The organism is Fimbriimonadaceae bacterium (assembly GCA_019638795.1).
Classification (GTDB): domain Bacteria; phylum Armatimonadota; class Fimbriimonadia; order Fimbriimonadales; family Fimbriimonadaceae; genus JAHBTB01.
Map to the genome: position 1 here is coordinate 1 of JAHBTB010000011.1, position 24919 is coordinate 24919.

Here is a 24919-nt window from a genome sequence, read left to right on the forward strand (position 1 = left end):
CGTCCAAGCCGGCATCCTGATGGCCGCGGCGCTGTCGCCGCTGTATTGGAACTTGTTCGCCAAGATGCCCGAGCTCTGGTTCGACGCCGAGAGCTACTATCAGCACGGACCCCTCGTCCCGTTTGCGGCGGGCTACATCATTTACAAGAAGTGGCCCAAGATCATCCAGACCGACGCCAAACCAACTTGGTTTCCGTTGCTGCTGATGATCCCGCTGCTTCTGCTTGTGGTCGTCGCGGCGCGGACGAACATGATCGGCGTCGCGTCGGGGACGTTAATCCTCGTCCTCTTGCTGACTAGTTGGTGCCTGTTCGGCTTTCGGTGGGCTTTGAAGATGGCTCCCGGGCCGCTCTTCCTGGCGTTTGCATTTCCTTTCTGGAATGGGTTGATCGACAAATACACCCTGAACCTTCAGATTTTTTCAACCTCAGGCTCCTACTATATGCTGAAGTTGTTGGGCATGCAGCCTTTCCGGCAGGGGCCGACGGTCATCCAACTGCCAAAGTTTTCCCTCAATATTGCGGCTGAGTGTTCGGGCATGAAGATGACGCTCGCGATGATCGCGTGTGTCACATTTATCGCCCTCGTCTCCAACATCAAGTGGTGGGGCAAGATCTTGCTCGCCGTCATCGCCATTCCCCTGTCCCTCGCGATGAACTCCTTGCGCATCGGACTGATCGGCGTTTTCGGTAATGAAATGGGTCATGACGCCGGAATGTGGATGCATGACTACGGTAGCTACGGTGTCTTGGCCTTGAGCTTCTACATTCTCTACAAAGTCGCCCAGAAACTGGGGTGGGACGCGTGAAAACAATCTACTGGTCTTTGGTCGTCATGTTCTTGGCTTGTGGCCTGTATCGTATCTTCGGGCTCCAGATCCAGAACTTCAAGATGAAGGACGAAGCATGGCTATTGTCCATTGTTCCGTCGCAGGTCGAGGACTACAACGTGGTTCCGAGTGAGTTCAGTCCCAAGGCCAGCTACCGGATGGACGCAAAGACGTACACCGCATTGAAACCGATCGGTATCGCCGGGCAGACGTACCGTGGGCCTAGGGGGACTATGGACGCCGTTGTCATTGCTGGGGACCGGATGGAAAGCTTCCATGATCAGCGATGGTGCTTTGCTGGTCAAGGTTGGGAGGTCACGGATGAGAAGAAACAAACACTTGATGTCCCAGGCTATGGCAAGGTGCCGATGTGGACCATGAAACTCCGTCGAGGCAACGAAGAACCCCGTTTGGCGGCGTTCACCTTCAAGACCCCGGTCGGATTCCGTACTGAGTATCAAAAGGGACAGATCGACTACTTGGTCAGTGAGTTCAAGACAGGACACCCCAACGTGGGCTTCTCATTCCGTTTCATCGAAATGGACACGAGTATGTCGGAGAAGGACTTCTACGACTTCGTCAAGGCCTACTTCGTGACTTCGAAGCAGACTAGCAAGAACGTCCTTTGATCCGTCTTTTGGTCGGCGAGACATGAGGATCAGTCACATATCTCTGGGGCGGTTCCATCATTTCTCGTTGTGTCGTCTCCTGCACGAACGGGGGTTGCTAGAAACGTTCTTTGTCGCCTACCCCCAATGGAAGGTCAGGCCAGACAATCTCCCGATGGACAAGGTCCGTACGTTCCCCTGGATATGGGGCCTCTACCATTTGAGGCTTGGCAAAGAGGATCGCATCACCAAAGACCTTGCTCTATATGCTAGGAAATCATTGTCGAGATTCGCGGCAACCCGTCTCGGGAATACGACTGCCCTGGTAGCTATGTCGGCGAGCGGCCTGGAGGCAGGTCGTGAAATGAAGCGGCTCGGGGGAACCTGGTTTTGTGACCGAGGCTCGGCCCACATTCAATATCAGGACCAGTTGCTGAGAGAAGAGCATGCGAAGTGGTCGGTGCCCTATGAGCACATCGATCCTCGGGTGATTGAACGGGAGTTGGCCGAGTATGAAGAGGCCGACGCAGTATTGGTGCCCTCAGAATTTGCCCGAAGGTCGTTTATCCAGCAGGGGGTCCATGCGAACAAAGTCATCAAGATTCCGTACGGGGTAGATCTGCGAGACTTCTACCCCGGCGGAGGGCGTCCTGACGGTGTGTTTAGGATCCTCTTCGTCGGTGGCGTGACGCTCCAAAAGGGAATCCCTTACCTGCTTCAGGCAGTTGGCCGCCTTCATGGCGACGTCGAGCTGGTCATTGTTGGGGACGACAGCCTGATGCCGGCGGGTGTCCTCGGCCAATTTGACACTGCCAAGGTTCGTTGGCTGGGCAAACAGCCTCGGTCCGAAGTTCGGACGTGGATGCAGCAGTCGCACGTCCTGGTTTTGCCAAGTGTCCAGGACGGCTTTGGTCTCGTGATGGCGGAGGCAATGGCATGTGGTTGCACGGTGGTCGCCTCGCACAACACGGGCATCCACGACATAGTCGACGATGGTGTTGAAGGGTTTTCGGTACCCGTCGGAGATGCGGTTGCTCTGGCAGAGAGAATACAGTCATTGGTGGACGATCCGGCTATGACGCGACGTATGAGTGAGGCGGCCATCGCGAGGGTATCGCGGCTTGGCGGATGGAACACCTACGCAGACGGACTGATCTCTGCGCTGACGGAGGTAGGCGGACTTCACAAGACTCTCGTAAAGTAGCGAGTGGCGTCGGCAAATTTGCTCCGTTGATTTTACTGTTTACGCAAATCTGATATGTTGGCCTAGCATTCTTAATTACCGTCAGCTTCTGAGCTGGTGGAACAAGAAGCCCTAGGAGCCCTATGAAAGGTTTGAATGCATCTGTGTTCCGTGTCGGACTGACTGCCCTCAGCATGAGCGTGTGCTGCTTTGCCTCTGCCCAGCTGAACCTGTATGTTTCGACCCAAGGTAAAGACACATGGTCGGGGATGCTCAGTGCACCGAACTCAGCAGGGACGGACGGCCCCAAAAGGACTCTCGCCGGTGGGCGTGACGCTCTGCGGAAGATCCGAGCGGGCCAGACACCCGGTGGCGTGGTCAGTGCGGCAGAAGTCTCCGCCGCCAAGCGGACCTTTCTTGGTCGTGGAGCAACCGTGAACGTGGCGAGCGGCGTCTATGACGCCAAGAACCCCATCGTGTTCGACTCCCGGGACAGTGTCCCCTCGCGGCGCGTGACGATCACGTACAAGGCGACGACCAACCGGGCCGCGGTCCTTGACGCAGGCTATTCGGTGACCAACCTGGCCCGACCGAGTGCTGCATTTTGGACTACCGAAACCCGAGTCGACCCAAGTTTTCGGTCGCAGGTCTATGTCGCCGATATTTCCGGGGCGGGGGACATGGGACGGCTGACCTTCCGTATGCCGGGTTGGAACGCGATGTGGTCGGACGTGTCCTTCCGGTTGATCCCCAACTACAACCAGTCTGCGGAGCTGGTCATTGACAACGAAGCCATGCATCTGGCCCAATGGCCCAATGAGGGTGTCGTCGATATGAACGGGATGAACGGTGAGCCACGGTTCCACAATGGCCACGCCTTCATCACGCGACCCGGGCCGTCGAACAACTACTCGGACTCCAACTCCTCCAATTGGATCTATGAGTTCGAGGCCGACTTTCGGGGGCTCAAGACACCTGAGACGATTGACGCCAATTCCGACATTTGGGTCCGTGGGTGTATGAACGCCTCCAAGTTTAAGGAGTACTGGGAGCATGTGACCAAACTAGACTTCTCCGGCGGCCAGTCCGCCGGGCTGTTGCGGTTCGATCCTGTTGCCACATTCTATCAGACAAATGCCGGACGGCAGGTCTCAGGGAACGGTGAACCTGGACGATATACCATTGTCAACTCCCTCTATGAACTCGACGCTCCTGGTGAGTACTACATCGACCGTCTGAACAAACGGCTCCTCGTCATTCCGCCCGCAACCTTTGTTCCGGGTGTCTCGTCAGTCAAGCTGACAATGAACCAGCAGCCCATTATCCAGGCTAATGGCCTGCGTGGAGTCACATTTGACGGTCTCGTCTTGCAAAACGGACGCTTTATGGGTGCGTACTTCAAGGACTGCTACAACGTGACCTTCAAGAACGGTACCGTCCAAAATGTCGGTCACAACGGCGTCACGATTGATAATAGCTATCGGACCAACGTTCAGAGCAACGTCATCACCGACACCGGTCAGGGTGGCATCGACGTCCAGTCCGGGGACCGCGCGACATTGACCCCAAGTGGCAACGTGCTTGCAGACAATGTGATCAAGCGCTGGGGCCGCACGATGCGATTCTACACTGGCGCTGTCCGCCTAGACGGATGTGGTAACTCCATGCTCAACAATACGGTGGCCGACGGCATGGGCGAGGCGGTCGTTCTCCATGGTAACGAGCAGATCATCAGTGGTAACCACTTCTCACATACCACCTATGATGCTGGTGACTCTGGCGTCATTGTGAACGGACATGATGTGTCGGATCACGGCAACGTGATCAGCAACAACTACTTCGAGGAGATCCGATCCCTGCCCTATAGCACCTGGCCGGTGACCGCACTCTTTGTCGATGGCGCCGGCGGCGGTACAACATTTGACAACAACGTTGTCGTCGGGGCCGACAAGGCGGTGAACATCCTCGCCACCTGTGATATCAACGTTCGCAATAATGTGTTCATGAACGTGAGTGGCTACGCCGTCCGTGCGAGCAGTTCCCCCTTTGCCCCAAATGGAAACTATGTGACCCGAGCGAACCAGATGCCGTGGCGCGGCAGCCTGTGGTCAAAGAAGTATCCGAACCTGGCCGACTGGTTGTCGACCCTGACTCCTGCGCCACGTCACTACAATATCTCGAACAACATCTACGTCAATTGCGGAGTCGGCCTTGCGGACAAGGTGAGCTGGGGCAAGGTGTTTGCTGTTGGAGGCGTAAACCACTACAATGTAGACCAATCAGTCTCACCATTCGTTGACGCTCCCGGTGGCAACTTCACCCTGAGATCCGACAAAGTCGGTTTGGTTCCTGGTTGGACGCCACTGAACACCGACACAATGGGTTCTAGGACGATCCCGGACGGAACAGGCTCGGAGTTCTAGCCGAAGTCGGCACCAGAATTGACTATGGTCAGGCCGAAGTTATCGGCTTGACCATAGTCAATTCTGGGTTCCTCCGTTTCACCAAGGCATTGGACATCCAAAGGAGGGTGACAAACGCAATGCAAACCAATGGGGCGAAGCCAAGGATTTGGCTCGTGATTGTTGCAATAGATCCCTCAGTAAAGGTCATCGTGGCCTGGAACATGATGCCTAGGGCAGCAGCATTGAACATAAGAGTATGGCCAAAGATGGTCCGATAGACCGAAATCATGACAAGTGCAAGAATCATTGACACAAAGAAGATGCCTGACCATCCATAGGAGATCAGTGCGTCAGCAGTGAATCCCATCGAGATCTGCGTCCCATAGTCGCCGTAATTGACCAAACCCGTTCCCTTATGGGCAAGAAAGTTGGTGGTGCTGACGAGCGGCTTGTCTCGGTTAAAGATGCTGGGTGTGGCCAGCCGGAATCCCCAGATCGTAGTCTCGGCACCGAGAGGCTCCTTATCAAGATTCGAAGCGATGAGTGAGTCGATAACTGGGAGTAGAGTCAACCGGTCAAGCGTCCGGTTGTCTGGAAGGCCACGATAATAATAAAGCCTACGAGTGCTGTAAAGTCTCTTGGCCGCTTCACGATCCTTCTTCGAGACGTACAGCGACTTGTCTGTCATGAACCTACCCAGTAAGGACATGGCCTTGGGAAGCCGTTCTTCTAGTCGGCCTTCACGGAATTCAGACCGTCCGTACAGGGCAAATGGAGAGAACGTCGTTTGGTAGAAAACTAACAGTACAGCGAACACCAAGACCTCGCCTAGTCGGAATTTATGCCGGAACAAGAGCGCGGTGAGACCAATGATGAGGACGGGGCCAATAAAGTTCTGGCGTGAAGCATTGACCGTGGCAAAGAGAAACTCAAGAACGAGGGCGGCGACGAGGAGCGGGCTAAAGATGCGCTTCTTGTCTAAGATAGATGCCGCGGCGAGGAGGCTCATGCCGATTAGGGCGGCATTTGACACTGTGCGCGCGAACCCGTAGGTGCCACCAGATTGGAAGTAGCGGGTAACGGGCATGGCGAGAAGAAAAACGATTGCTACGGTTGAAGCGCTGAGCGTCAGTAGGCCGATCATCCTCAAGCGCTTGGAGTCTAGGCGTGGTGGCAAGATTGACCGCCATGACTCATACTTGAAGAATCTGAGTAGAACCGCGGCGGCCATAAAGCCTGCCATACCGATCACGCAGGCCAGCATTGTGGGGACCGGGGCGAGCAGATCCTTGTCCGGTGCTTCCATGATCACCGTCTTGATGACCTGGCCAAGGCCAACATGAATGGTGGCGCAGACTGAAATGATGAAGCCGCCGATGCTAAACGGCCCGCCCAACAGGTGAATCGTGGTCCAAGCAAAGGCACCATAGAGCATCACCAAGAACGCAAAGGTCACATCGGTGCCGATGGCAAGTTGCGCGAGGAAGAAGACAACGAAAAACGTTGCCGCCAACACATGCCTGACTGGAAGCCGTCGGCGGGCTGGCGTGAGGTCGGTCAACTGTGTCGCTGCTGCCATGCTCTTGTGGTTCATTATGGCTGAGAACGGGCTGGTCATCCCTTGGGATCGCGGGTGAGCCAGGCTTTCAACCTGTCGGGGGGCCGCGTCACCTGCAGCAGAAATGCTGAGGGCTTCATCTCGAGCAAGTGACAGCCGGTGGGCACAATGACTGTGATCATCGCGACCTCGGCCGCCGCCATAAGCGTTGCGGCGCCCTCTATTCCAAACCTCTGGGCCACAAAGAACGTGGCCACGCAACACCCAAACATCGTGAGGACGTAGGCTGTGCTGGCTTTGGCCGTACGGTTGATCGACAGCAGTCCGGCGGCAAGCGGTGACCAAATCGAGTTGAACACGGCGGCAAGAAGCATCGCGGTCAAGCTCCAGAGGTCGATCGTCTTCGTCTTTGTCCAGAAGTGATAGAAGGGCGGTCCGACCACCATCATCAGGGGCAAGAAACAGACTGCGATCCAAAAGGCCCTTTGCGTGGTGCTCAGGATCAAGGCACGGGCCCTGGTTATCTCACCGGCCCCGTACATCCGTGAAAACTCAACCGCGGTGGAGAATCCCAGTCCGCCAACGACCTGGTTGGACACCCGGGCCAACTTGCGCGAACTGGCCAACACGCCGCCGGTCGCCGCCCCGGTCGCCAGGGCCAGTGCCTGCGCAAATCCTTCGACACTGAGGATCGAGGCACCGGAGTACACGGTGATAAAGAATGCGGGCCGCATCATTTTGACCGCGATATCACGGTCGAAGTGCTTGTAGCCTGGCCGCAACCACGTGTTGATGCGCCACATGTCCCAAGTGCTGACGCTGTACACGAGGAGTCGTGAGGCGAGGACCGCGATGGCCAGCCAAACCATGTGCGGAGGCAAGCTGACGCCGATCAGCAACACGATGGTTTCCAGGGCCCGCTGGATACTTTGGGTGTACTGATACCGGGAAAAGTGGTGCTCGGTCTGATACCCGGCGAGAATGAAAGTCCCTTGCTGACTCAGCAGGGCGTTGAGGCCGAAGACCGCGATCACGATTTGCGCCTCCCACCGGGGCGTTGCAGTCAGCTTGAGGATTCTTTCGGCGTCAAAAAACGGCAAGACGACCAGCATGAGTAGGGCTATCGCCACCGTGATGACGGTGACGGTGAGCCACGTGGACTGGTAGATCGCCTTGGCCCTGGCCTTGTCGCCTCGACCCATGAGCTGGGTGATCTCGCTGACGGTCGCTGTCCCGAAGCCCATGTCGCCCAGGGTGAGGTAGGCGGGGACGCTGATTATGATCGACCAGTCGAAGTAGACGTCCGCGCCCCACTTCCGGCTAGCGACAAATTGGAGCAGGAAAGCCGACACAAATGCCACGGCTTGATTGACCAGCGTCGCGGCAAAACTCCGGTTCAGGCGCTTCCTGACGAGCTCGTCGTCCTGGGGCGTCTGGATCGGGTCGGGGGTCATTCCTGTCAATTGTGTCGGTATGTAGGTTCGGTTTATGCACCTGTGCTAGGGTCGAGCGAATCCCGATTATGGTATATTGGTGGACGCCTGCCGGTACGTCCGCGCGAGAGGTTCAAACGTGAGCGAGTCAAAAGAACGGATTCTTACTCCCAGCATGGCCGACCTGAGCTACAAGGAAGTCATTGGCGTCATCGGTCGGCGGAAGTGGATTGTCCTAGGCAGCATCGTCGCCGGCGTCGCGGTCGCTGCTGCAGTTTGCCAGTTTCTCATTAAGCCCGTTTGGGTGGCATCGGCACAATTGCTCGTTCCCGGACGAACGATCGCAGGTGGGGGCGTAGGCACCGGCCTGATCGACCAACTCGCCGAGAACCCGATCAACAACTACGACGTCCTCACCCAGATCCAGTTGTTGCAGTCTCAAGAAGTCATTTTCCGGGTCTACAACGAAGCCGGCGTCCAGATTCCTCGGACGTTCCGCGAAGCGGAGGACGCCCCGAAGATCGACGTCTTCCAACAGGGTGACACCCAGGTGCTCATCGGCCGGGTTTCGGCCCCGACGGAGTCGATCGCGACGAAGATGGCCCAGGCCCTGCCTATCGTCTATCAGCAGTACATCCAGACGAAGGCCGAAGAAGTTGTCAATGGGTCCATCAGCTTTTTGAACACCCGAATGGAAGAAGAGAAGAAACTTCTCGAGGCCGCCCGGACCGACTTGGCCGAATACCAGCGTCAAAACAACGTCTCTGTTTCCGCAGTTGAAGTCCAGTCCACCTCTACTCTGATCCAAAACGGCCAGGCCGAAGTACGAGCTGCCGAAGCTGGAGTCCAGGGGGCTGAGTCGGCCCTGGCAAAGACACGCGAGGAGCGGGCCGCAATTCCTGCGACCGTGACCCTGCCCGTGACCCGGTCGAACGTCGCCCTGATCGACCAGGAGAAGCGGAACCTTCAGACCTTGCAGACTCAGTTGGACGGCTTGCTCGCCCAGTACCTGCCCGAACACCCGCTGGTCAGGGCGGCCAAGGCGCAAGTCGACGGCCAGAAGGCGTATCTTGCCTCCATTCCACTCGAGGTCAAGGAACAGCAGGTCGTGCGCAACCCGCAGATCGACGCTTACGATCTTCGAGTCGCCCAAGCCGAAACCGACCTTGCCGCGGCAAGGTCCAGGCTCAGCACGCTCCAGGCCAAGCAGCGGGAGATCGAGGCGAGGAAAGGCACCGAGGCCGACACGGTCAAGGGCCTGACCGATAAAGAGCGGACGGTCGCCAACCACGAGACTTCCATCCAGCAGTTGAAGTCGACGCTGGACGCCCTGATGCTCAAGAAGAACAACCTTCAAGCACCCCAACAGCTCAACCGGTCGACCCTGGCCGAGCAGACCCAGCCCAACTGGCCCGTCTATCTCGGCGCCGGTGCGGTGGTCGGCCTGTTCCTCGGCGTCCTGGGTGCCATGGTCCGTGACTTCAACCAAGACAAGGTCATGGGCGGCTCGATGGCGTCGACCATCGCGGACAGTTACGTCCTCGCCAGGGTCCCGCGACGCTTGGCCAGCGCCAAGCCGATCATGACCACCGCCGGTGAAGCTCTCAGCTTTGAGTCGTACCGGATTTTGCGGACAAACCTGGTTTCTGGAGAAGGTGGCAAGGGCCTCAAATCGGTCGTCGTCACTTCGACCAGCGCGGGCGAAGGCGCGTCGACGGTCGCCGGCAACCTCGCGGTCGCCTTGGCCCAGGAAGGCAAGAAGACGGTCCTGCTCGACGCCAACATGCGTAACCCGGTGCAAGACCGATTGTTTGACGTCGCGCCGAACGGCGGTCTGAACCAGGCCCTGTCCCAAGGCACCGACGCGGCCAGCTTGACCATCGACACGTCGGTGCCGAACCTGAAGGTTCTCGTCGCCGGTGGCAAGTCCGCCAACGCGACCGAAGCCTTGGCCAGCCCAGCGATGGACGCGGTGCTCACCAGCCTCAAGGGCTCGTTCGACTACATCGTCGTCGACGCGCCGGCCGCGTTCACCACTGCCGACGCCCACGAGGTCGGCCGCAAGGTCGACGGAGTGCTCTATGTGGTCGAGTCGGGCAAGCCTTCGCGCTCGCAGTTGGCCGAGAGCATCGCCATGCTCCGCCATGCGGGTGGCAAACTCCTTGGCCTAGTCATGAACAAGGACAAAGGCGCCGCCGACCGCCTCTCGTGACCGGCGACGTCGGATACGAAACGACCGCCTCAGGACTGATCGTCCTGAGGCGTCTTTCTGTCACCCCAGGCCCCCGACGGACCGTCTTCTTCGACCGCGACGGCGTGCTCAACGTCGACCGGGGTTACGTGGGGTCCCGTGAGGACTTCGAGTGGAGGCGGGGTGCCGTCGAGGCGGTGGAGTTGGCCCACGGGCTGGGCTTTTGGACTGTCGTGGTGACCAACCAGTCCGGGATCGGTCGGGGTTACTTTTCCTCCGGGCAAGTGGTCGAACTGCTCCGTTGGATCATGGAGGTCGTGCCGCTGGACCTGGTCCTGGCCTGCCCGCACGGGCCCGACGACGGATGCCCCTGCCGAAAGCCCAAGCCGTTCATGCTCGAACATGCCGACCAGCTCCTTGGTGTGGTCAAGTCAGGTTCGTTCCTTGTCGGCGACATGGACCGCGACGTGGCGGCGGGGCGGGCCTTCGGTGTCCCGGGCTACTTGGTCGACGACTCACCGCTGGACACCTTTATCGCCCCGCTCCTCAGCTCTGCAGGAACCTCTTGACTTCTTGCGCCCGGTGCTTCGGCAACACTAAGACACGGCCCTCGGTCACGACGACGACCAAGTCTTCGACCCCCAGCAATGACACGGTCTGGTCTGTGCCGTGGACGTAGACCGTGTTGCCGTTGGCCTCGATCATGTGCGCCTGGCCTTGGACGACGTTCCCCGCGTCATCGGCCTCGTAGGACCGGGCCAGGGCGTCCCAAGCCCCCAAGTCGTCCCATTCAAACTCGGCCGGCACCACGAAGACTGGGTCCGCCCGCTCCATCACGGCGTAGTCGATCGAGAGGTTGGGCAGGCTGGCGAACACTTCGTCGGCCCGCTCCTGCTCCCCCGTCCTGATCAGTTCGGCCAGGGTGCGGGTCGTCGTGGCGACGTCCGGCGCCTGGCGGTCTAGCTCGCGCATGAATGTGGCCAGGGTGTAGAAAAACATCCCCGAGTTCCACAGGAACGTCCCGGCCGCGAGGAACTCCTCTGCCGTGGCCAAGTCGGGTTTTTCGCGGAACCGGACCACCCGGAGGGCGCTTCCCGACGGCTCGCCGGACTCGACGTACCCAAACCCCGTTTCGGGTCTGGTCGGGCGCACTCCGATGACGGCGATGCCGCCATGGGCCTCGGCTGCCTCCATCGCTTTGGTGACGGTGGACTGGAACCCGGACATCGGGTGGATCCTTTGGTCAGCCGTCAAGACCGCGACCGTCGTCTCGGACCAACCTCCTGGTTCGGCCGCCATGAGACTGGCGGCGACCCAAACAAGGCATCCCAAGGTGTTTCGTTTGCACGGCTCGGCCAGGATGTTCTCCGCTGGAAGTCCGGGGACGGCTGACAATGACCCTTCCACCAAGTGGCGACCCGTCGCAATATAGGTGGCGTCCAGGCCGGCAACGGCCGCCCCCCGCTCGACCGCTTCCGCAATCAATGGCTTCTCGGGGGAGGCCAAGTGCAAGAACTGCTTGGGTCTCTCCTTGGTCGAGACCGGCCAGAACCGCTCTCCAGAGCCACCCGCCATGATCACCGCGACGCGCTTCATTCTTTCCGTCGATACCCCCCTTTGAGGAATCGGTCTCCACTGAAGACGACCTCCCGGGGGTTTTTCCAGGAGAACGTCCCTTCGACCTTTTCCGGAACGAAGGATTGGGCGATGGCAGCCAGAGGGAGTCCGTCGGGTGGTTGGATGTCGGTCACGACGATCCGGTTGCCCGAGACGGTGTACTTACCTCGAAAACTCACTCCACCGGCGACATCAAGGGTAAAGACGGCCGTGCCGTCCGGCGCCAGTTCGACAGTGCGACGGCCCACGCCTTCGGACACCCACGTGCCGACCAGGCTCGGTTCAGTACAGGCGACCAGGAACCCGGTGGCAAGCAAGGCACCGGCAAGGGCCAAGCGTTTCATGGGTTCAGTGTATCCTTGGGCCGATGCCGACGAAGCGGCCTGCCCGGTCTGCCTCCCGGCGGACTGTCGAGGTTCTTGACCGTCTGGAAAGCGTCTACGGCCGTCAGCGCCATGTGCCCCGCTTTGCCCCCATGGACGAGCTTGTTTGCTGCATGCTCAGTCAACACTCCGCCGACGTGAACAGTTTCCCGGCCTTCACCCAACTCAAGGAGCGGTGGCCCGAATGGCCCGCCTTGGCCCAGGCCGACGTCACCGATGTGGTGGCGACGATCAAGAACGCGGGTTTGGCCAACCAAAAGGGCAAGGGCATCCTCGCCACCCTGCAGGCCGTCAAGGAAGCCTTTGGCGACTACACCCTCGAACCCCTGCGGAGTCGTCCCGTCGAGGACGGACTTGGCTTCTTGCGTGGGTTGCCAGGGGTCGGGCCCAAGACGGCCGCGATCGTCATGTGCCTGGCCTTCGGCAAACACGCCGTGCCCGTGGACACGCACGTCCACCGCGTCTCCCTGCGGCTTGGGCTGGTCCCCGACGGGACGACAGCAGAGCGGGCCCACAGCCTGCTCGACCAGGCCGTCCCCGTGGGCAAGGCCTTCCGATTCCATGTCACCCTGCTCGACCACGGCCGGCAAACGTGCTTTGCCAAGGCGCCGCTCTGTGGGTCTTGCGTCGTCCGAGATTTGTGCAGCTACCGCCCTCCGGCGAGGAAGGGGTCTTGACCGAGGCGGAGGCGGCGGCCGTCGCCCGGGTCGAGGCAGTGTCAGGGCGCGACGTGGGCCCCCACTGGGCTGACTGGTCCCGTGACTGCGCGAGGCCGGTCGAGGCGCTTCATCGCCTCGAGCGTTGGCTGGGGCACCTGTCTTCACCAGGCCTGATGCTGGACCACTGGGTGGCTGTGCCCGTCTTGGCCAGACTGGCGACCGCTGTCCTGGGTGCGAGCCACCACATCGCCGACGTCGTCGCGCAGAACCCAGAGGCAGGTGCGATCCTGACGGACCCGTCCGAACTCCGGGCCCCGCTGTCAGCCGAGGCCTTGACCGCCGAGTCGGCCCGCCTTTTGGCAAGCACGGTCAGCTACGCCCACAAGCTGGACCGCTTGCGGTTTCTGAAGCAACGCGAGACGCTGCGTCTCGCCGCCCTCGACTTGGGCCGGCTTGTGGACGAGCAGACGGTGTGGCGCGGTATCAGTGACCTCGCGGACGTGGTCGTCGCCGCTTTGCGCACCGAGGTCTGGGCGCAATATGCCACCGGGCGGGAGGTGTCGCCAACCCCACCATTTTCCATCGTCGCGTTTGGCAAGCTGGGGGGGCAGGAACTCAACTACAGTTCGGACATCGACCTTGTCTTCGTCCTTGAGCCTGGTCTCGACGAAGATCAGACTAAGCACGCCTACCGGGCATGTGAACTCTATCGGTCGGCGCTTGCCGATAAGATGGGGCGAGGAGACTTATACAGAGTCGATCTGCGACTCCGGCCGTTTGGGTCGCAGGGGCCGATCGCCAGCCCGATGGGGGTTTATGAGTCGTACTACGACAAGTACGCCGAGACATGGGAGCATCTGGCCCTTTTCCGGTCCCGGGCCGTGGCCGGCCCACCCGAGGTGGCGGCGGCATGGGAGGAAATGCGCACGGCGATCGTCTTCAACCGGGTGCGGAGCGACATGGCCCTCGAAGGGCTCGTCGCGATGCGGGGCCGCATCGAAGAGATCGGCAGTGAACGCGACCTCAAGAGGCGGGCCGGCGGCATCCGTGACGTCGAGTTCCTGGTCCAGACGATGCAAATGGTTTTTGGCGGGCAAAGTCCCGAATGCCAACTCCGCGCCACCGTCCCCGCAATCGCCGCCTTGGCCCGTGCCGGATATCTACGGGCCGAAGACGCGGCGGCCTTGGCGGAGGCGTACGTCTTCTTCCGTCAGACCGAGCACCGTTGCCAAATCGTCGGCAACCTCCAGACCCACGAGATCCCTGCTGAACCGGCCGAACTGGCCGCCCTCGCCCACGCCATGTCGTTCGACAGCGTCGAGGGGTTCTCGCGGACACTGGACGGCCATTTCGTGGCGGTGCGCGGACTCTACGAGACACTGATGCCAGGGGGCGGGCCGCGTGTGCTGGGTGCCAAACAGATTCCCGCCGTCCGCAACTGGATCGACCGCCTGCCGGCCAAGGCGGCGCTATGGGCCAGCCTTGCCGAGAACCGTGACAGCTTGGACCGGGTCGTCCGTCTTGCCGAGGACGCCCCTGAGCTCACCACAAAGTTGGCGACGTCGGCAGTTGTGACCGAGGCCGTGATCAGCGGGGAAGTCCTCGAACAGCCGGTCGGGCTCGACCTGTCCGGTTTGCAGGCCGAGCCACCAGCTTCCCGGGCGGTCCGGGCCGCCATCGACGCTTGGCTTGCCGCGGTCGTGCGGTGGTGCCTTGGCGCCGGCCCCGTTCTCGGCGAAGCGCTCGCCACGCGTGACGACGCCGTGATCCGCGAACTTGCCGAGGGCACCGGACTCGACGTCGTCGCCTTGGGAAGCGCGGCGTCGCAGGACACGTCGGTGCAGTCCGACGTCGACTTGGTCCTGCTGTGCCGGGACGATGTGGACTGGGCCGTCGCCGAGCGGTCTGCCCAGACTTTGCTCGCCGCCGTACAGGCGATGCATGCCGCCGGAGACACGCTGGAGGTCGACGTCCGCCTCCGTCCCGAAGGTCGGAAAGGCCACCTTGTCGCCAGCCACGAGGCGTTCCGCCGCTACGAAGCCGGCGCGATGGAACTTTGGGAGCGGTTCGCCCTCGGGCGGTCGCGCCTCGTCATTGGCGACGCCGCCGCCATCGAGTCGGTGCGCCAGGCCGCATATGGCCGCTACATCGGGAGCGAGGACTTTGCGGCCCTCGCCCACATGAAGCGCCGGATCGAGAACGAGCGGGTGAGCCCCCGCGAGCGGACCCGGCACCTGAAACTGGGTTCGGGGGCCCTGGACGACGTCCATTGGGCCGTCCAACTCCTCTTGATGGCGAACCCCGAGGTGGCGCTGGCTTGCGGGTCGGCCCGGCTCGACCGTCGGCTTGAGGCCTTGGCCGACGCCGGAGCATTGGCCGAGTCAGACCGGCGAACCCTGGCGGCGGCCCATGCGTTTCTCAACGACCTGCGTGCGCGGGTCTCGTTGCTGGGGTACCCGGCCGACATCCTTCCCGAGAACCCCGACCGACTCCAAAGGATCGCGGGCCTCTTGGGGGTCGCCGACGGCAACGAGGTCATCCGTCGGCATGCCGACCTGACCACGGCGGTCAGGCAAATCCTGGACGACGTGGTCCGGGGTTGCTGCGCCCGGCAAGGTTGACGGGTGCCACAATGGCCAAGTCAGGAACGTGACGCATGGTCGCAGTCGCCGTCTATCTGGTCGCCTACCTCTTGGGCTCGGTGCCGTTCGGACTCCTCGTCGCCCGTGCCCATGGCGTCGACATCCTCTCGACCGGTAGCGGCAACATCGGAACGACCAATATCGGTCGGGTGCTGGGGAAGGGGCCTGCGGCCCTTGTTTTTGTCCTCGACGTCGCCAAAGGGCTTGTCCCGCCGCTCGTGGCCAAGTCCTTGGTCGCCGACGGAGTGTGGGGAATATCCACTGCCGACCATGCCGTTCTGGTCGGCCTCTGCGCCATTCTCGGTCACACCGCCAGCCCGTTCTTGCGGTTCAAGGGAGGCAAAGGCATCGCGACGGGGTTGGGGGTCCTCACCGCCGCGACCCCGGGGGTCGCGGGGACGGCCCTCGGCTCGTTCATCCTGCTCTTTGCCCTGACCCAGACCGTCAGTGTCGCCAGCATCGCGTCCGTCATCGGCATGGTCGCCGGGGCCGTCGTGCTCCGCCAGTCGCATCTGTGCGTGGTGGTCTACTCCCTGTTGGCCGCTTACGTCGTCTTCAAGCATAGAGCCAACATCGTCCGACTCACCAAGGGCGAGGAACCGAAGTTCAAGTTCAAGAAATGATGTTCACCGAACGCGTGATGGCGACGCCTTGGGTGTTCGCCTTGGGTTGCCTGGTCTGGGTGCCCGTCGCGGTGTGGACTGTGTCGATGGTCGGTTGGATGGTCCACGGGGAAATCGAAGCCTTGTACGGTGTCTTGGCTCTGGCCGCGATTTACGCCATGGCCTATTTGACCACACGCCCACCAGACCCGGTCTTCTCACCGTTCCTCTTCGTCGGGGTCTTGGGGACGGTGGTGATGTACCCGGTCTTCCGCAGGTCGTTCGAGGGGCGAGCCAACCGGCGGATCGACCTCGACCTGATCGCGGGGGCCTACGAGACCCTGGCGGTCAAGCCTGACAACGTCGGTCCCCGTATCCGTATGGCCGAGATCGTCGCGTCCCGGGGGATGTATGCGACCGCCGTCCAGATCTTGGAGCCCTGCGTCCCGTCGATGGCGGCCACGGTCTTTCCCAATGAACTCAAGGCATACGCGAGTTGGCGTGCTGCCGCCTGGGACGCGAACGCCTACGCCCCGTTACCCTGTCCAGCATGTGGGATGCGCAATCCGCCGGGTGAGTTGTATTGCAGGCGGTGTCGCGGCCCGTTCGTCCTCGACCGGGCCAGGGTGGCGTGGCTTGGGTCTGGTGTCAGCCGCCGCTTGTTGTCGTCTTGGTTGGTCGGCACCTTGGTCGTCGTCGGTGTTCCTCTTGTCGCGCAGAGCGGCTGGCCGCCCGCCGTGGTGTTCGTCGTCGTGGTGTCCATGATGGTGTCGGGGCTCTATGTCTTGGTCAAAGCCTTTGGGGAGCGTGGAGTTTGAGAATCCTCAAACGCCTCGATACATATGTGTTCCGCGACTTATTCCTGCCTTTACTCGCGGGAACTCTCGTCATGGCGTTGCTCTTCGAGGCCAACGAGTTCATCGCGCTGTACAAGTACCAAATCAGTCAGATGCCGCCCCTGGCGATCGTCCAACTCGCGGTGGTGAAGCTCCCGGGCTGGCTGACGCTGTCCCTTCCCGGTGGGCTCGCCTTTGCCGTGGCGCTGGTGGTCTCGCGCCTGGTGCGGGACAGCGAACTGACCGCGATGCGGGCCGCGGGCATCCCGATCCGGCGGGTGTTGGTGGCGGTCTTGGTCGTGGGCGTCTTGTTCTCGGGGGCCAGCATGCTCCTCATCGAGCGCGTCGTGCCCGCGGCGAGCAAGAAATTCATGAAGCTGAGCCAGGAGTTCGCCCTGGTCGCGGCAAACCCACGGTTTGAGAGCAACGTGATGATCAAGTTGCCGCCCTATACCGCGCGGTTCGGCAGTGTCGCCCGGACGAGTGACCGCGCCCTGGACCTCAAGGACATCCTGCTTGTCGAAGAACCGGCGCCCCGTAGGCTCTGGATCACGATGGCGGACTCGGGCACCTACCGTGACGGGGTCTGGACGTTACGGGGGGCACGGTTCTTCGCCGTGGAAGACACGGCCTTGGTCTCGTTCAAGACATTGAGCGACTTCAAGGTCAACCAGAAGATCGAGGTTCCCGACCTGTTCTCGGCCAGTCTGCCCACCGACGAGACGATCGAGCAACTGTGGAAGCAGATCCAGGAGGACAAGCGGCTCGGTCGGAGCACCCGCAAGTATGAAGTCCAGTTCTATGCCAAGTTTGCCAACGCGGCGTCGTGCTTCTTCATCGCCCTCGTCAGTGCCGTCGCCTCGGTGAGGGTGGCCCGATTCGGCGCCTTTGCCGGCGTCTTCGTCAGCCTGGTGATGGCCGTCATGTACTTCAACATGTACGTCGTCGCCACCGACATCATCGGCCAGCATGGCTGGCTCCCACCTCTCCCCGCCGCTTGGCTCGCCAACGTGGCCTTTGGGGTGATCGGCCTTGCCCTGGCGGCACGGATGGAATGAGGGGCGGCCTCTTTGTGCTTTTGGCCCTTGCACCGGTGGCGGTGTGCGGCCAGGTGGGGCTGGCATTGCCCAAAGCGGTCAAGGCCTTCATGTCACGTCAGGTGAAGCGGTTGCCGCCCGCGCAGCCCGACGGCGACGACACCCTGCGCATCATCGAGAGCCATGGCCTGCGGTTTGAGGGCGACAAGGTCGTCGCCAGCGGCGGTTTCCGCGCCCGCCTCCGGGGATATGAGTTTTGGGCAGAGAAGGTCGAGGGTGACCGGGTCTCAAACGTCTTTGTGCTGGATGGCGACGCCCATGTCGTCGGCAAGGCAGACCGGCTGGCGGCGGAGCGGCTTGTCGTGGATTTTCGGGACGGTTCGTACCGGATCTTTGAGGGCACATCGGAAGTCAGCCCGGAGCATTCAAAGGGCAGAGTGACGGGGCCGGTCTTCGTGACCGCGAAGGAAGGGCGGGGCAAGGGCGGGTTCTTTGTCGGTACCGACGGGCATGTGACGACCTGTGAATACCTGTCGCCGCACTTTTCCATTGAAGCCGAGCGGACAGAGGTTGTCGCCGACCGGTTTGTGAAGCTCCGCCATGTCCGGGTCAAGTTGTTGGGGCGCACTATCCTCACGCTCCCCGAGTTGGTGATCCCCCTGGAAGAAAGTGCCCGGCGTCTTGTCCCGGAGATCGGCCAGAGCCAGGACGAAGGGCTGTTTGTCAAGGCCAAGTACTTCATTCCGACCGCGGGGCTCAACTACCTGATCGCGCGGCTCGACTACATGACAAAACTCGGGCTGGGTACGGGCCTTGACTATCGCTATCAGGACAGCCGCACAACCGGTGGGGCGACTCTCTATTCCATTCTTGGCAATGACAACACATTGACCGGGACTTGGGCGCACCGACAGATGTTCGGTTCCAATGTCCTGTCATTTGAAAACACTTACCAACGAAACAACTATCTCACCGCCCCTGACTCGACTCTGTGGAGCTCTCGGGCGCAGATGTCGTTTAACGGCCGTCAGGGTTCGACAAACATCGGGTTCTTTCGTAACAGTTCGTCATCCAGCGGGTTCGATTCGACAAACCAATCCATCAACTTTGGTCATTCTTACCGTTGGAACGCGGGCCTGAGCACCAGGCTAGACCTCAATTTCAGTGAGAACAAGTACGCGACTGGAGGGACGACCCAGTCGGACAACGAGCGGGTGGACATCCGGTTTTTGGCCACGCAAGAATGGAAGCCCCTGACCGCCGAGTTCCAGTACCAACGGTCCGTGTCGGTCGCGGGGACGTCTGACTTGGGCCGCCAGTCCGACCGGACACCTCAATTGAGTCTGAGGTCGGACACAGGAAGGCTCTTTGGCTCGAAGTGGCCCCGTGACCTTGCCCGGTTCACTGCTGAGATCGGCGAGTACATCGACACCAGCACGCAACGGCCCCTGACCCGCATGAACTGGGACACCCAGTCCCACCTGATGACCTCGCGAGGGCGAAGCAGTCTCGACTTGAACGGGAGGTTTGAGCAGGGCCTCTATAGCGACGACACCGCCCAGTACGTCTTGGGTTATGACGCACGATGGAGCTACGAATACGCGGCCCGGTCGAGTTTCAACTTCAGCTATCGTAATCTGAAGGGGGTCGGGTTCACCCCGTTACCCATCGACCAGACAAGCCGATATGACGCGGTGTCCTTTGACCAGACTTACCGGCCGGGACGAAACTGGACCTTCAGCCTCCAAACTGGTTATGATGTCTACCAGGGTGCTCAAGGCCAGGTGCCTTGGCAGACCGTCGGATTCTCAAGTGTGTACAACCCAAACCCGGCGACACGGGTGCAATTCTTCAGCAATTACGACACCTACAGTCGCGCTTGGAGCACATTCCGACTGGACGGCGTGTTCCCCCTGGGCGGCGCACGGGTCAACCTTGGGGTCCGCTACGACGGGTTGCGCTCACAATGGGCGGCGTTCAACGTGCAGATGTTGGGAATCAAGAGAGGGAAGTTTGAGCTGGGGTTCCTGGCAGGTTATAACGGATACACCCAGCAGCTTGAGGCGCAACAGTACCAACTCAAGTACGATCTGCATTGTGGTGAGGCCGTGCTCGAGATCAGCGACAACCGGGCCGGTTTCCGCTCGGGTCGGACAATCGGCCTGTTCATCCGGATCAAGGCCCTGCCGTTCACGAACAGTTTTGGCGTCGGCCAGCGCGGCCAGAACGTCTTCGGGTCTAGTGGGATCGGTTACTAGATGAGCTTCGTCGTCGCCCTCCTTGTCGTGGTCGTCACCGGCTTGGCCGGGCTGCCGCTCTCTCGCCGGTGGGGATGGTCGGTAGAGGAGCGCCTGGGTGCGGGTGTCCTGGTCGGGTGTGGGGCGCTGGGCACCGCTACGCTGCTGGTCGGATTGTTGCCCGGCGGTCTCAAGCTGGCCGTCTGGGTGGTCCCCGCCCTCTTCGCATGGCCGGCGTGGAAGGGCTATGGCGAGCTTCGCTCCCTTGAGTTCGGCCGGCCAAAACCTGACCAGGCCGGCCGGTTCCTCCTTGTCGGTATCGTCCTGCTCGCCTTGTTTTCGCTCGTCGGCGCCCTGTCGTTTCCGGACTCCCTAGAATGGGACAGCCTGGCTTACCACCTCGCCGTGCCTAAGCTGTGGCTGCACGCCGGACAGATCGGATATGTGCAGGGCATCCACCATTCAAACTTTCCATTTGTCGTCGAATGTGCGGAGATGTGGGGCTTGGCCGCCGCCGGGTACGCCGGGGCGAAGCTGGTCAGCTGGTCCTTGATGGTGGCCGGGGCACTGACCGTTTATGGAATGGCCAAGCGATGGTCGGGGCCCGCCGCCGGACATTGGGCGGCCCTGGCGGTGATGGCCTCTCCCGTGGTCGCCTGGGAAGGCGGGACCGCCTACATCGACCACGTCCACGGACTGTTCGCCGGCCTCGGAGTCCTCTACCTGGGCGAATGGGTGAAACGCCGTCCTGATGCCAGCGTCTGGCCCGCGGGGATCTTGCTTGGCCTGGCCTGCGCCTCGAAACTCACCGGCTTGCAGACCTTGGCCGTCGCCGGCGTGGCGGCCCTGGTTTTCGTCTTGCGGTCGCGAGACCGGAAGGTGGGCCCTCTCTTGGTGGCGGGTGCCCTTGCCTTCGCCATCGCGTCGCCGTGGTTGGTCAAGTCGTTTGTCTACACGGGCAACCCGGTCTATCCCTTCTTCTATGAGAAACTCGGCGGCAAGGATTGGGACGGGTGGCGGGCCTCGATCTACCGCGACGAACAGCAGTCGTTCGGGGTCGAGCGCACGGCGACGGGCCGGTCCCCTGCGCTGGTCGGCCACGCCGTCCTCGGGCTCGCTTACCAGCCGGGCCGCTACACAAACCCGCGCCAGACCGAGGGCGGTGGGTCGCCGACCGGTGCGGTCGGCGCCCTCGCCATAGTGACGCTGTTCCTGCTTGCCGTCAGGGGGCCCCGCGACACGGTGGCGAAGTTCACCCTGACGACGGTGGGGCTGTCCTTGGCGGCATGGTTCGTCTTGAGCCAGCAGAGCCGGTACCTGGCGACTCTCGCGGTCGTCGCGGCCCCGTTTGTGCCGGTGGTCTATGGCCGAGGAGGGTGGCAGTGGCTTGGGCGCGTCCTTGTCGCCGGGCAGGCCGCCGCGACCCTCTTTGTGCTTTACACCCTGCAGACCAAGGACCAGATGCAAGTCCTGTTTGGCGTCGTGCCTCCTGCCGCCTACCAGCGGGCCCGGGTCGGCTTCACCGATCCGGCCCAATACCTGAACGCCGACCCGGAAGTCACCAAAGTCGCCCTTTATGACGAGGTCTTTGGGTTTCTCCTTGACAAACCGTACTTCTGGGCGAACCCGGGCCACAGCAAGCTGATTCCCTACGAGACGATCAGCGACGGTACCGGTCTGGCGGACGCTTTGCGCCGGCTGGGTTTCTCCCATGTCTATTGGAACACGATGTACCTCGCCCCTGACGCTTGGGACAGGTTCTTGGCCGCCAGCGGCATGCAGCCTGGCGAGCCGTATTCGGACAAGGAGCGCGAGGAGATGTCGCGGGACTTGAACCTCAAGTGGCACATGCTGGTCGCCGAGGCGGTCCGGTCCGGTCGCCTCGTCCCGGAGAAGGCGTTCGGCCGGCGGCTCATCTTCAAGCTGAATTGAGTCCCGGTGCCAGTCTGCTGGCGGCCCCACAATCGGGGCTGCGACGATGGACCAAGCAGCGTGGGAGAAGGGGCCGTTTCAAAGGGCGTTGAGCGAGGGGGCCGACCTCCCCTCGACCGGTGAGACCGAGTTTGAACGTCCACGGGGCGTGCACAGCATCCAGGTGCGCGAGGGGTTCACCAACGTCCGCGTCTACGGTCTGTCGGAACCGCTTCCCCAGGCCCGGATCGACGTCTTGGCGGCCGTCGCCGAACATGGGGTGAGTATCGATTTCTTAAAGTTCACCCCGGACGGACTGTCGTTTGTCGTGCCTGATTCAGACCAACCCGCGGCATCGGCCGCGCTCCAGTCCAAGGGAGCGATGCAAGAAGCCAAGGGAGACCGCTGCGTGGTCACCGCCCATGCGGTGAACATGCGGGACGAGGAAGGCCTGATCGCCCGTCTGGTGTCGGCGGCCATCGCCTCGGGCACGGAGATCGACCACATGGGCGACATGCACGACCGGGTGCTTTTCGTGGTGAGCAAGACCGACGTCGGAAAGCTAGAAGAGGCGCTCCGCACCGGCTCTCAGGAGGAGCAGGCGTGAAAGTCCGCGTCATGAAGTTTGGCGGGACGAGCGTCCGGACGGCCGAGGCGCGGATGGCCGCGGCATTACGGGTCATCTCGGCGAAGGAGCAAGGGTTTGCCCCGGTCGTCGTCGTCAGCGCGATCGGCCGGCGCGGCGAGCCCTACGCCACCGACACCCTGTTGCAATTGGTCCAGGCGGTCGACCCCTCGGTGAAGGCCGACGCCCGCGAACTGGACATGATCATGGCCGTCGGCGAGATCTTGTCGAGCGTGGTCTTTGTCCAGACGCTCAAGTCATTGGGCCATCGCGCGATGTCGTTCCGGGGTGGCCAGGCAGGCATCCGCACGGACGCGGTCTACGGGAACGCCCGCATCCTTGGCGTGAACCCGCAGGGTCTCATGGAAGCCCTGATGCGCGGGGTCATCCCCGTCGTCTGTGGGTTCCAGGGCGTGTGGACCCACGGCAAGCTGCCGGGAGGCGAGCTCAACACCCTCGGCCGAGGCGGGTCGGACACCACCGCCGCCGCGGTGGGAGCCGCCCTGAGCGCCGACGCAGTCGAGATCTATACCGACGTGGACGGCGTCAAGACCGCCGACCCGGACTTCGTGAAGGACGCCCCGACCCTCCGGCGCGTCACCTACGACGAGGTCGCCGAGATCGCCCACCTTGGCGCCAAAGTCCTCCACCCCCGCGCGGCGGAGATCGCGATGAAGTTTTCCATCCCCCTGTGGGTGAAAAGCACGTTCACCGACGACTCAGGCACCGAAATCGTCGACGGCGTCCAACTCCCCGGGCGGCGGGTCACCGGCGTGACCCACACCGGAAAGCTGGTCTACATCCAGATCGACCTGGCTGGCGTGGAGCCCGCCCATCGGACGACCTTTGAGGCCCGGATATACGAGACCCTGGCCCGCTACCACGTCAACCTCTACATGACGACACTGACGTCGGGAGGCATCGGGTTCGCCGTCTCGCGTGACCAGTTCGCCGAGGTGCAGGACATGTTCGACTCGCTCGTGATGCCGGTCGTGAGCGGAACGACGACGGTCTACCTGGTGCAGTCCAGCGACAAGGAAAGCAAGGCGTTCGCGACCCAGAGCCAACTCCTCGCCGGGCTCGGCGACGTCCGGGTCGTCAAGCTCCATGTCACCGAAGGTTGCACGATGGTCTCGGTCGTCGGCAAGGAGTACATCCAGCGTCCCGGCGTCTATCTGGCCGTGCTGAGGGCCCTTCACGAAGCCCAGATTCCCGTCCTGCAGACATGCGACAGCGACTTCTCGTTGAGCGTCTTGGTCCCGGAATCGGAGTTGCGCCGGTGCGTCGCGCTCTTGCACGAACGACTGACCGAAGATGAGTGACCGGCCCGTGTGGATCATGGGGGTGCTCAACGTCACTCCGGACAGCTTCAGCGACGGGGGGCGATACGTGGCCAAGGACCGGGCCGTCGAACACGGCGTCGAGATGTGGGGTCAGGGAGCGGACATTGTCGACGTCGGCGGAGAGTCGACCCGTCCTGGTGCCGCTCCGGTCGGCCCTGAGGAAGAAACCCGGCGGGTCCTGCCCGTCGTCGAGGCCCTCGTCGCCCAAGGGGTCCGCGTGTCGGTGGACACGAGCAAGGGTTCGGTCGCCGAGGCCTGCCTGAAGGCTGGGGCATGGATGGTCAATGACGTCACCGCCGGATCAGACCCCGCCCTGTTGGCCGCGACCGCCGACCATGGCGCCCATCTCTGCCTGATGCATATGCAAGGCGACCCGAGGACCATGCAGGTGGACCCCGCCTACGGGGACGTCGTCCGCGAGGTGAAGGAGTTCTTGGTCGAGCGGGCGGAGATGGCCACGGACGCAGGCGTGGCCCGCGACCAGATATGGATTGATCCGGGGATCGGTTTTGGCAAGAATGTGCGGCATAACCTGCTCTTAGTCGAACACTTAGAGGAGTTGGTGGCTACCGGGTTTCCCGTCTTGGTCGGGGCCAGCCGCAAGAGCTTCCTCGGCAAGCTGGGCGGGGGCGAGTCCGCCGCCGACCGCCTGGCCGCGACCATCGCCGTCCACACTTTGGCCCAGTACAAGGGCGCCCGGGCCTTACGTGTCCACGATGTCGAGGCGGCGAAGAGGGCCTCAGCCCTTGTCACCGCGACGCAGTCTGCCGACAATCCTTGAGGCGTCCGCCTGGTCTGGTAAAACCAGGAGAGCAAGGTC

At 61.8% G+C, this 24919-nt stretch carries 20 protein-coding genes; 16 read left to right on the forward strand and 4 right to left on the reverse strand.

From position 1 onward, the window contains the following. The 4 genes from KF857_11470 to KF857_11485 all read left to right on the forward strand — a co-directional run. Positions 1–808: exosortase/archaeosortase family protein (locus tag KF857_11470; protein ID MBX3112616.1), on the forward strand; the 808-nt coding region annotated here is incomplete at its 5' end. Further along, positions 805–1458 (forward strand): hypothetical protein, encoded by a 654-nt coding sequence (locus tag KF857_11475; protein ID MBX3112617.1) that lies wholly within the window; start codon positions 805–807, stop codon positions 1456–1458. The genes KF857_11470 and KF857_11475, both read left to right, overlap by 4 nt. A 154-nt stretch (positions 1459–1612) precedes the next feature. Further along, a complete protein-coding gene (locus KF857_11480) occupies positions 1613–2641 on the forward strand; it encodes a glycosyltransferase family 4 protein (GenBank protein ID MBX3112618.1) in 1029 nt (342 codons plus the stop codon). Between the two features lie 122 nt (positions 2642–2763). Next, positions 2764–5043, forward strand: coding sequence for a right-handed parallel beta-helix repeat-containing protein (locus tag KF857_11485; GenBank protein MBX3112619.1), 2280 nt, complete (start codon positions 2764–2766; stop codon positions 5041–5043). A gap of 28 nt (positions 5044–5071) precedes the next feature. Here the strand turns inward: KF857_11485 and KF857_11490 are convergent, their stop codons facing one another. Together KF857_11490 and KF857_11495 are read right to left on the reverse strand one after the other, a co-directional pair. Next, positions 5072–6604 (reverse strand): hypothetical protein, encoded by a 1533-nt coding sequence (locus tag KF857_11490; GenBank protein MBX3112620.1) that lies wholly within the window; start codon positions 6602–6604, stop codon positions 5072–5074. Positions 6605–6639: 35 nt separating this feature from the next. After that, positions 6640–8037, reverse strand: coding sequence for a lipopolysaccharide biosynthesis protein (locus tag KF857_11495; GenBank protein MBX3112621.1), 1398 nt, complete (start codon positions 8035–8037; stop codon positions 6640–6642). 118 nt (positions 8038–8155) lie between these two features. Here KF857_11495 and KF857_11500 point away from each other — a divergent pair, with 118 nt between their 5' ends. Both KF857_11500 and KF857_11505 read left to right on the forward strand, forming a co-directional pair. Next, a complete protein-coding gene (locus tag KF857_11500) occupies positions 8156–10228 on the forward strand; it encodes a polysaccharide biosynthesis tyrosine autokinase (GenBank protein MBX3112622.1) in 2073 nt (690 codons plus the stop codon). Beyond that, positions 10225–10776 (forward strand): HAD family hydrolase, encoded by a 552-nt coding sequence (locus KF857_11505; protein ID MBX3112623.1) that lies wholly within the window; start codon positions 10225–10227, stop codon positions 10774–10776. The genes KF857_11500 and KF857_11505 overlap by 4 nt, the downstream gene beginning before the upstream one ends. Here the strand turns inward: KF857_11505 and KF857_11510 are convergent. Then, positions 10754–11803, reverse strand: a complete 1050-nt coding sequence (locus KF857_11510) for a mannose-1-phosphate guanylyltransferase (protein ID MBX3112624.1) — start codon at positions 11801–11803, stop codon at positions 10754–10756. The two genes, KF857_11505 and KF857_11510, sit on opposite strands and share 23 nt — an antisense overlap. Continuing rightward, the gene (locus KF857_11515) at positions 11800–12168 is read right to left on the reverse strand and encodes a hypothetical protein (protein MBX3112625.1); all 369 of its coding nucleotides are present in this window, start codon (positions 12166–12168) and stop codon (positions 11800–11802) included. The genes KF857_11510 and KF857_11515 overlap by 4 nt, the downstream gene beginning before the upstream one ends. 23 nt (positions 12169–12191) lie before the next feature. Here KF857_11515 and KF857_11520 point away from each other — a divergent pair, with 23 nt between their 5' ends. From KF857_11520 to folP, 10 genes are read left to right on the forward strand one after another with little or no spacing between them, the layout of a single operon-like run. Further along, positions 12192–12884, forward strand: coding sequence for an endonuclease III (locus KF857_11520; protein MBX3112626.1), 693 nt, complete (start codon positions 12192–12194; stop codon positions 12882–12884). Beyond that, positions 12848–15487 (forward strand): hypothetical protein, encoded by a 2640-nt coding sequence (locus tag KF857_11525; GenBank protein ID MBX3112627.1) that lies wholly within the window; start codon positions 12848–12850, stop codon positions 15485–15487. The genes KF857_11520 and KF857_11525 overlap by 37 nt, the downstream gene beginning before the upstream one ends. Before the next feature lie 35 nt (positions 15488–15522). Continuing rightward, entirely contained in the window at positions 15523–16131 is a 609-nt protein-coding gene (plsY, locus tag KF857_11530; protein ID MBX3112628.1) for a glycerol-3-phosphate 1-O-acyltransferase PlsY, read from the forward strand. Then, complete coding sequence (locus KF857_11535) at positions 16131–16928, forward strand: hypothetical protein (GenBank protein MBX3112629.1); 798 nt, start codon at positions 16131–16133, stop codon at positions 16926–16928. The genes plsY and KF857_11535 overlap by 1 nt, the downstream gene beginning before the upstream one ends. A gap of 26 nt (positions 16929–16954) precedes the next feature. Further along, complete coding sequence (locus KF857_11540) at positions 16955–18004, forward strand: LptF/LptG family permease (GenBank protein ID MBX3112630.1); 1050 nt, start codon at positions 16955–16957, stop codon at positions 18002–18004. A 14-nt stretch (positions 18005–18018) separates the two neighbouring features. Beyond that, complete coding sequence (locus tag KF857_11545) at positions 18019–20241, forward strand: hypothetical protein (GenBank protein ID MBX3112631.1); 2223 nt, start codon at positions 18019–18021, stop codon at positions 20239–20241. Next, a complete protein-coding gene (locus tag KF857_11550; protein MBX3112632.1) occupies positions 20242–22152 on the forward strand; it encodes a glycosyltransferase family 39 protein in 1911 nt (636 codons plus the stop codon). A 46-nt stretch (positions 22153–22198) separates the two neighbouring features. Next, positions 22199–22738, forward strand: a complete 540-nt coding sequence (locus KF857_11555) for a hypothetical protein (GenBank protein ID MBX3112633.1) — start codon at positions 22199–22201, stop codon at positions 22736–22738. Further along, the gene (locus tag KF857_11560) at positions 22735–24078 is read left to right on the forward strand and encodes an aspartate kinase (protein MBX3112634.1); all 1344 of its coding nucleotides are present in this window, start codon (positions 22735–22737) and stop codon (positions 24076–24078) included. The genes KF857_11555 and KF857_11560 overlap by 4 nt, the downstream gene beginning before the upstream one ends. Further along, positions 24071–24880: a dihydropteroate synthase gene (folP, locus tag KF857_11565; protein ID MBX3112635.1), complete on the forward strand. Its 810-nt coding sequence runs from the start codon at positions 24071–24073 to the stop codon at positions 24878–24880. The genes KF857_11560 and folP overlap by 8 nt, the downstream gene beginning before the upstream one ends. The last annotated feature ends 39 nt before the right edge of the window (positions 24881–24919 follow it).

Bases quoted from the DNA above. Each gene is read 5' to 3' on its own strand.
- KF857_11480 (MBX3112618.1), top strand. From the start codon at position 1,613: ATGGACAAGGTCCGTACGTTCCCCTGGATATGGGGCCTCTACCATTTG.
- KF857_11485 (MBX3112619.1), top strand. From the start codon at position 2,764: ATGAAAGGTTTGAATGCATCTGTGTTCCGTGTCGGACTGACTGCCCTC.
- KF857_11490 (MBX3112620.1), bottom strand. From the start codon at position 6,604: ATGGCAGCAGCGACACAGTTGACCGACCTCACGCCAGCCCGCCGACGG.
- KF857_11495 (MBX3112621.1), bottom strand. From the start codon at position 8,037: ATGACCCCCGACCCGATCCAGACGCCCCAGGACGACGAGCTCGTCAGG.
- KF857_11510 (MBX3112624.1), bottom strand. From the start codon at position 11,803: ATGAAGCGCGTCGCGGTGATCATGGCGGGTGGCTCTGGAGAGCGGTTC.
- KF857_11515 (MBX3112625.1), bottom strand. From the start codon at position 12,168: ATGAAACGCTTGGCCCTTGCCGGTGCCTTGCTTGCCACCGGGTTCCTG.
- KF857_11520 (MBX3112626.1), top strand. From the start codon at position 12,192: ATGCCGACGAAGCGGCCTGCCCGGTCTGCCTCCCGGCGGACTGTCGAG.
- plsY (MBX3112628.1), top strand. From the start codon at position 15,523: ATGGTCGCAGTCGCCGTCTATCTGGTCGCCTACCTCTTGGGCTCGGTG.
- KF857_11535 (MBX3112629.1), top strand. From the start codon at position 16,131: ATGTTCACCGAACGCGTGATGGCGACGCCTTGGGTGTTCGCCTTGGGT.
- KF857_11550 (MBX3112632.1), top strand. From the start codon at position 20,242: ATGAGCTTCGTCGTCGCCCTCCTTGTCGTGGTCGTCACCGGCTTGGCC.
- KF857_11555 (MBX3112633.1), top strand. From the start codon at position 22,199: ATGGACCAAGCAGCGTGGGAGAAGGGGCCGTTTCAAAGGGCGTTGAGC.
- folP (MBX3112635.1), top strand. From the start codon at position 24,071: ATGAGTGACCGGCCCGTGTGGATCATGGGGGTGCTCAACGTCACTCCG.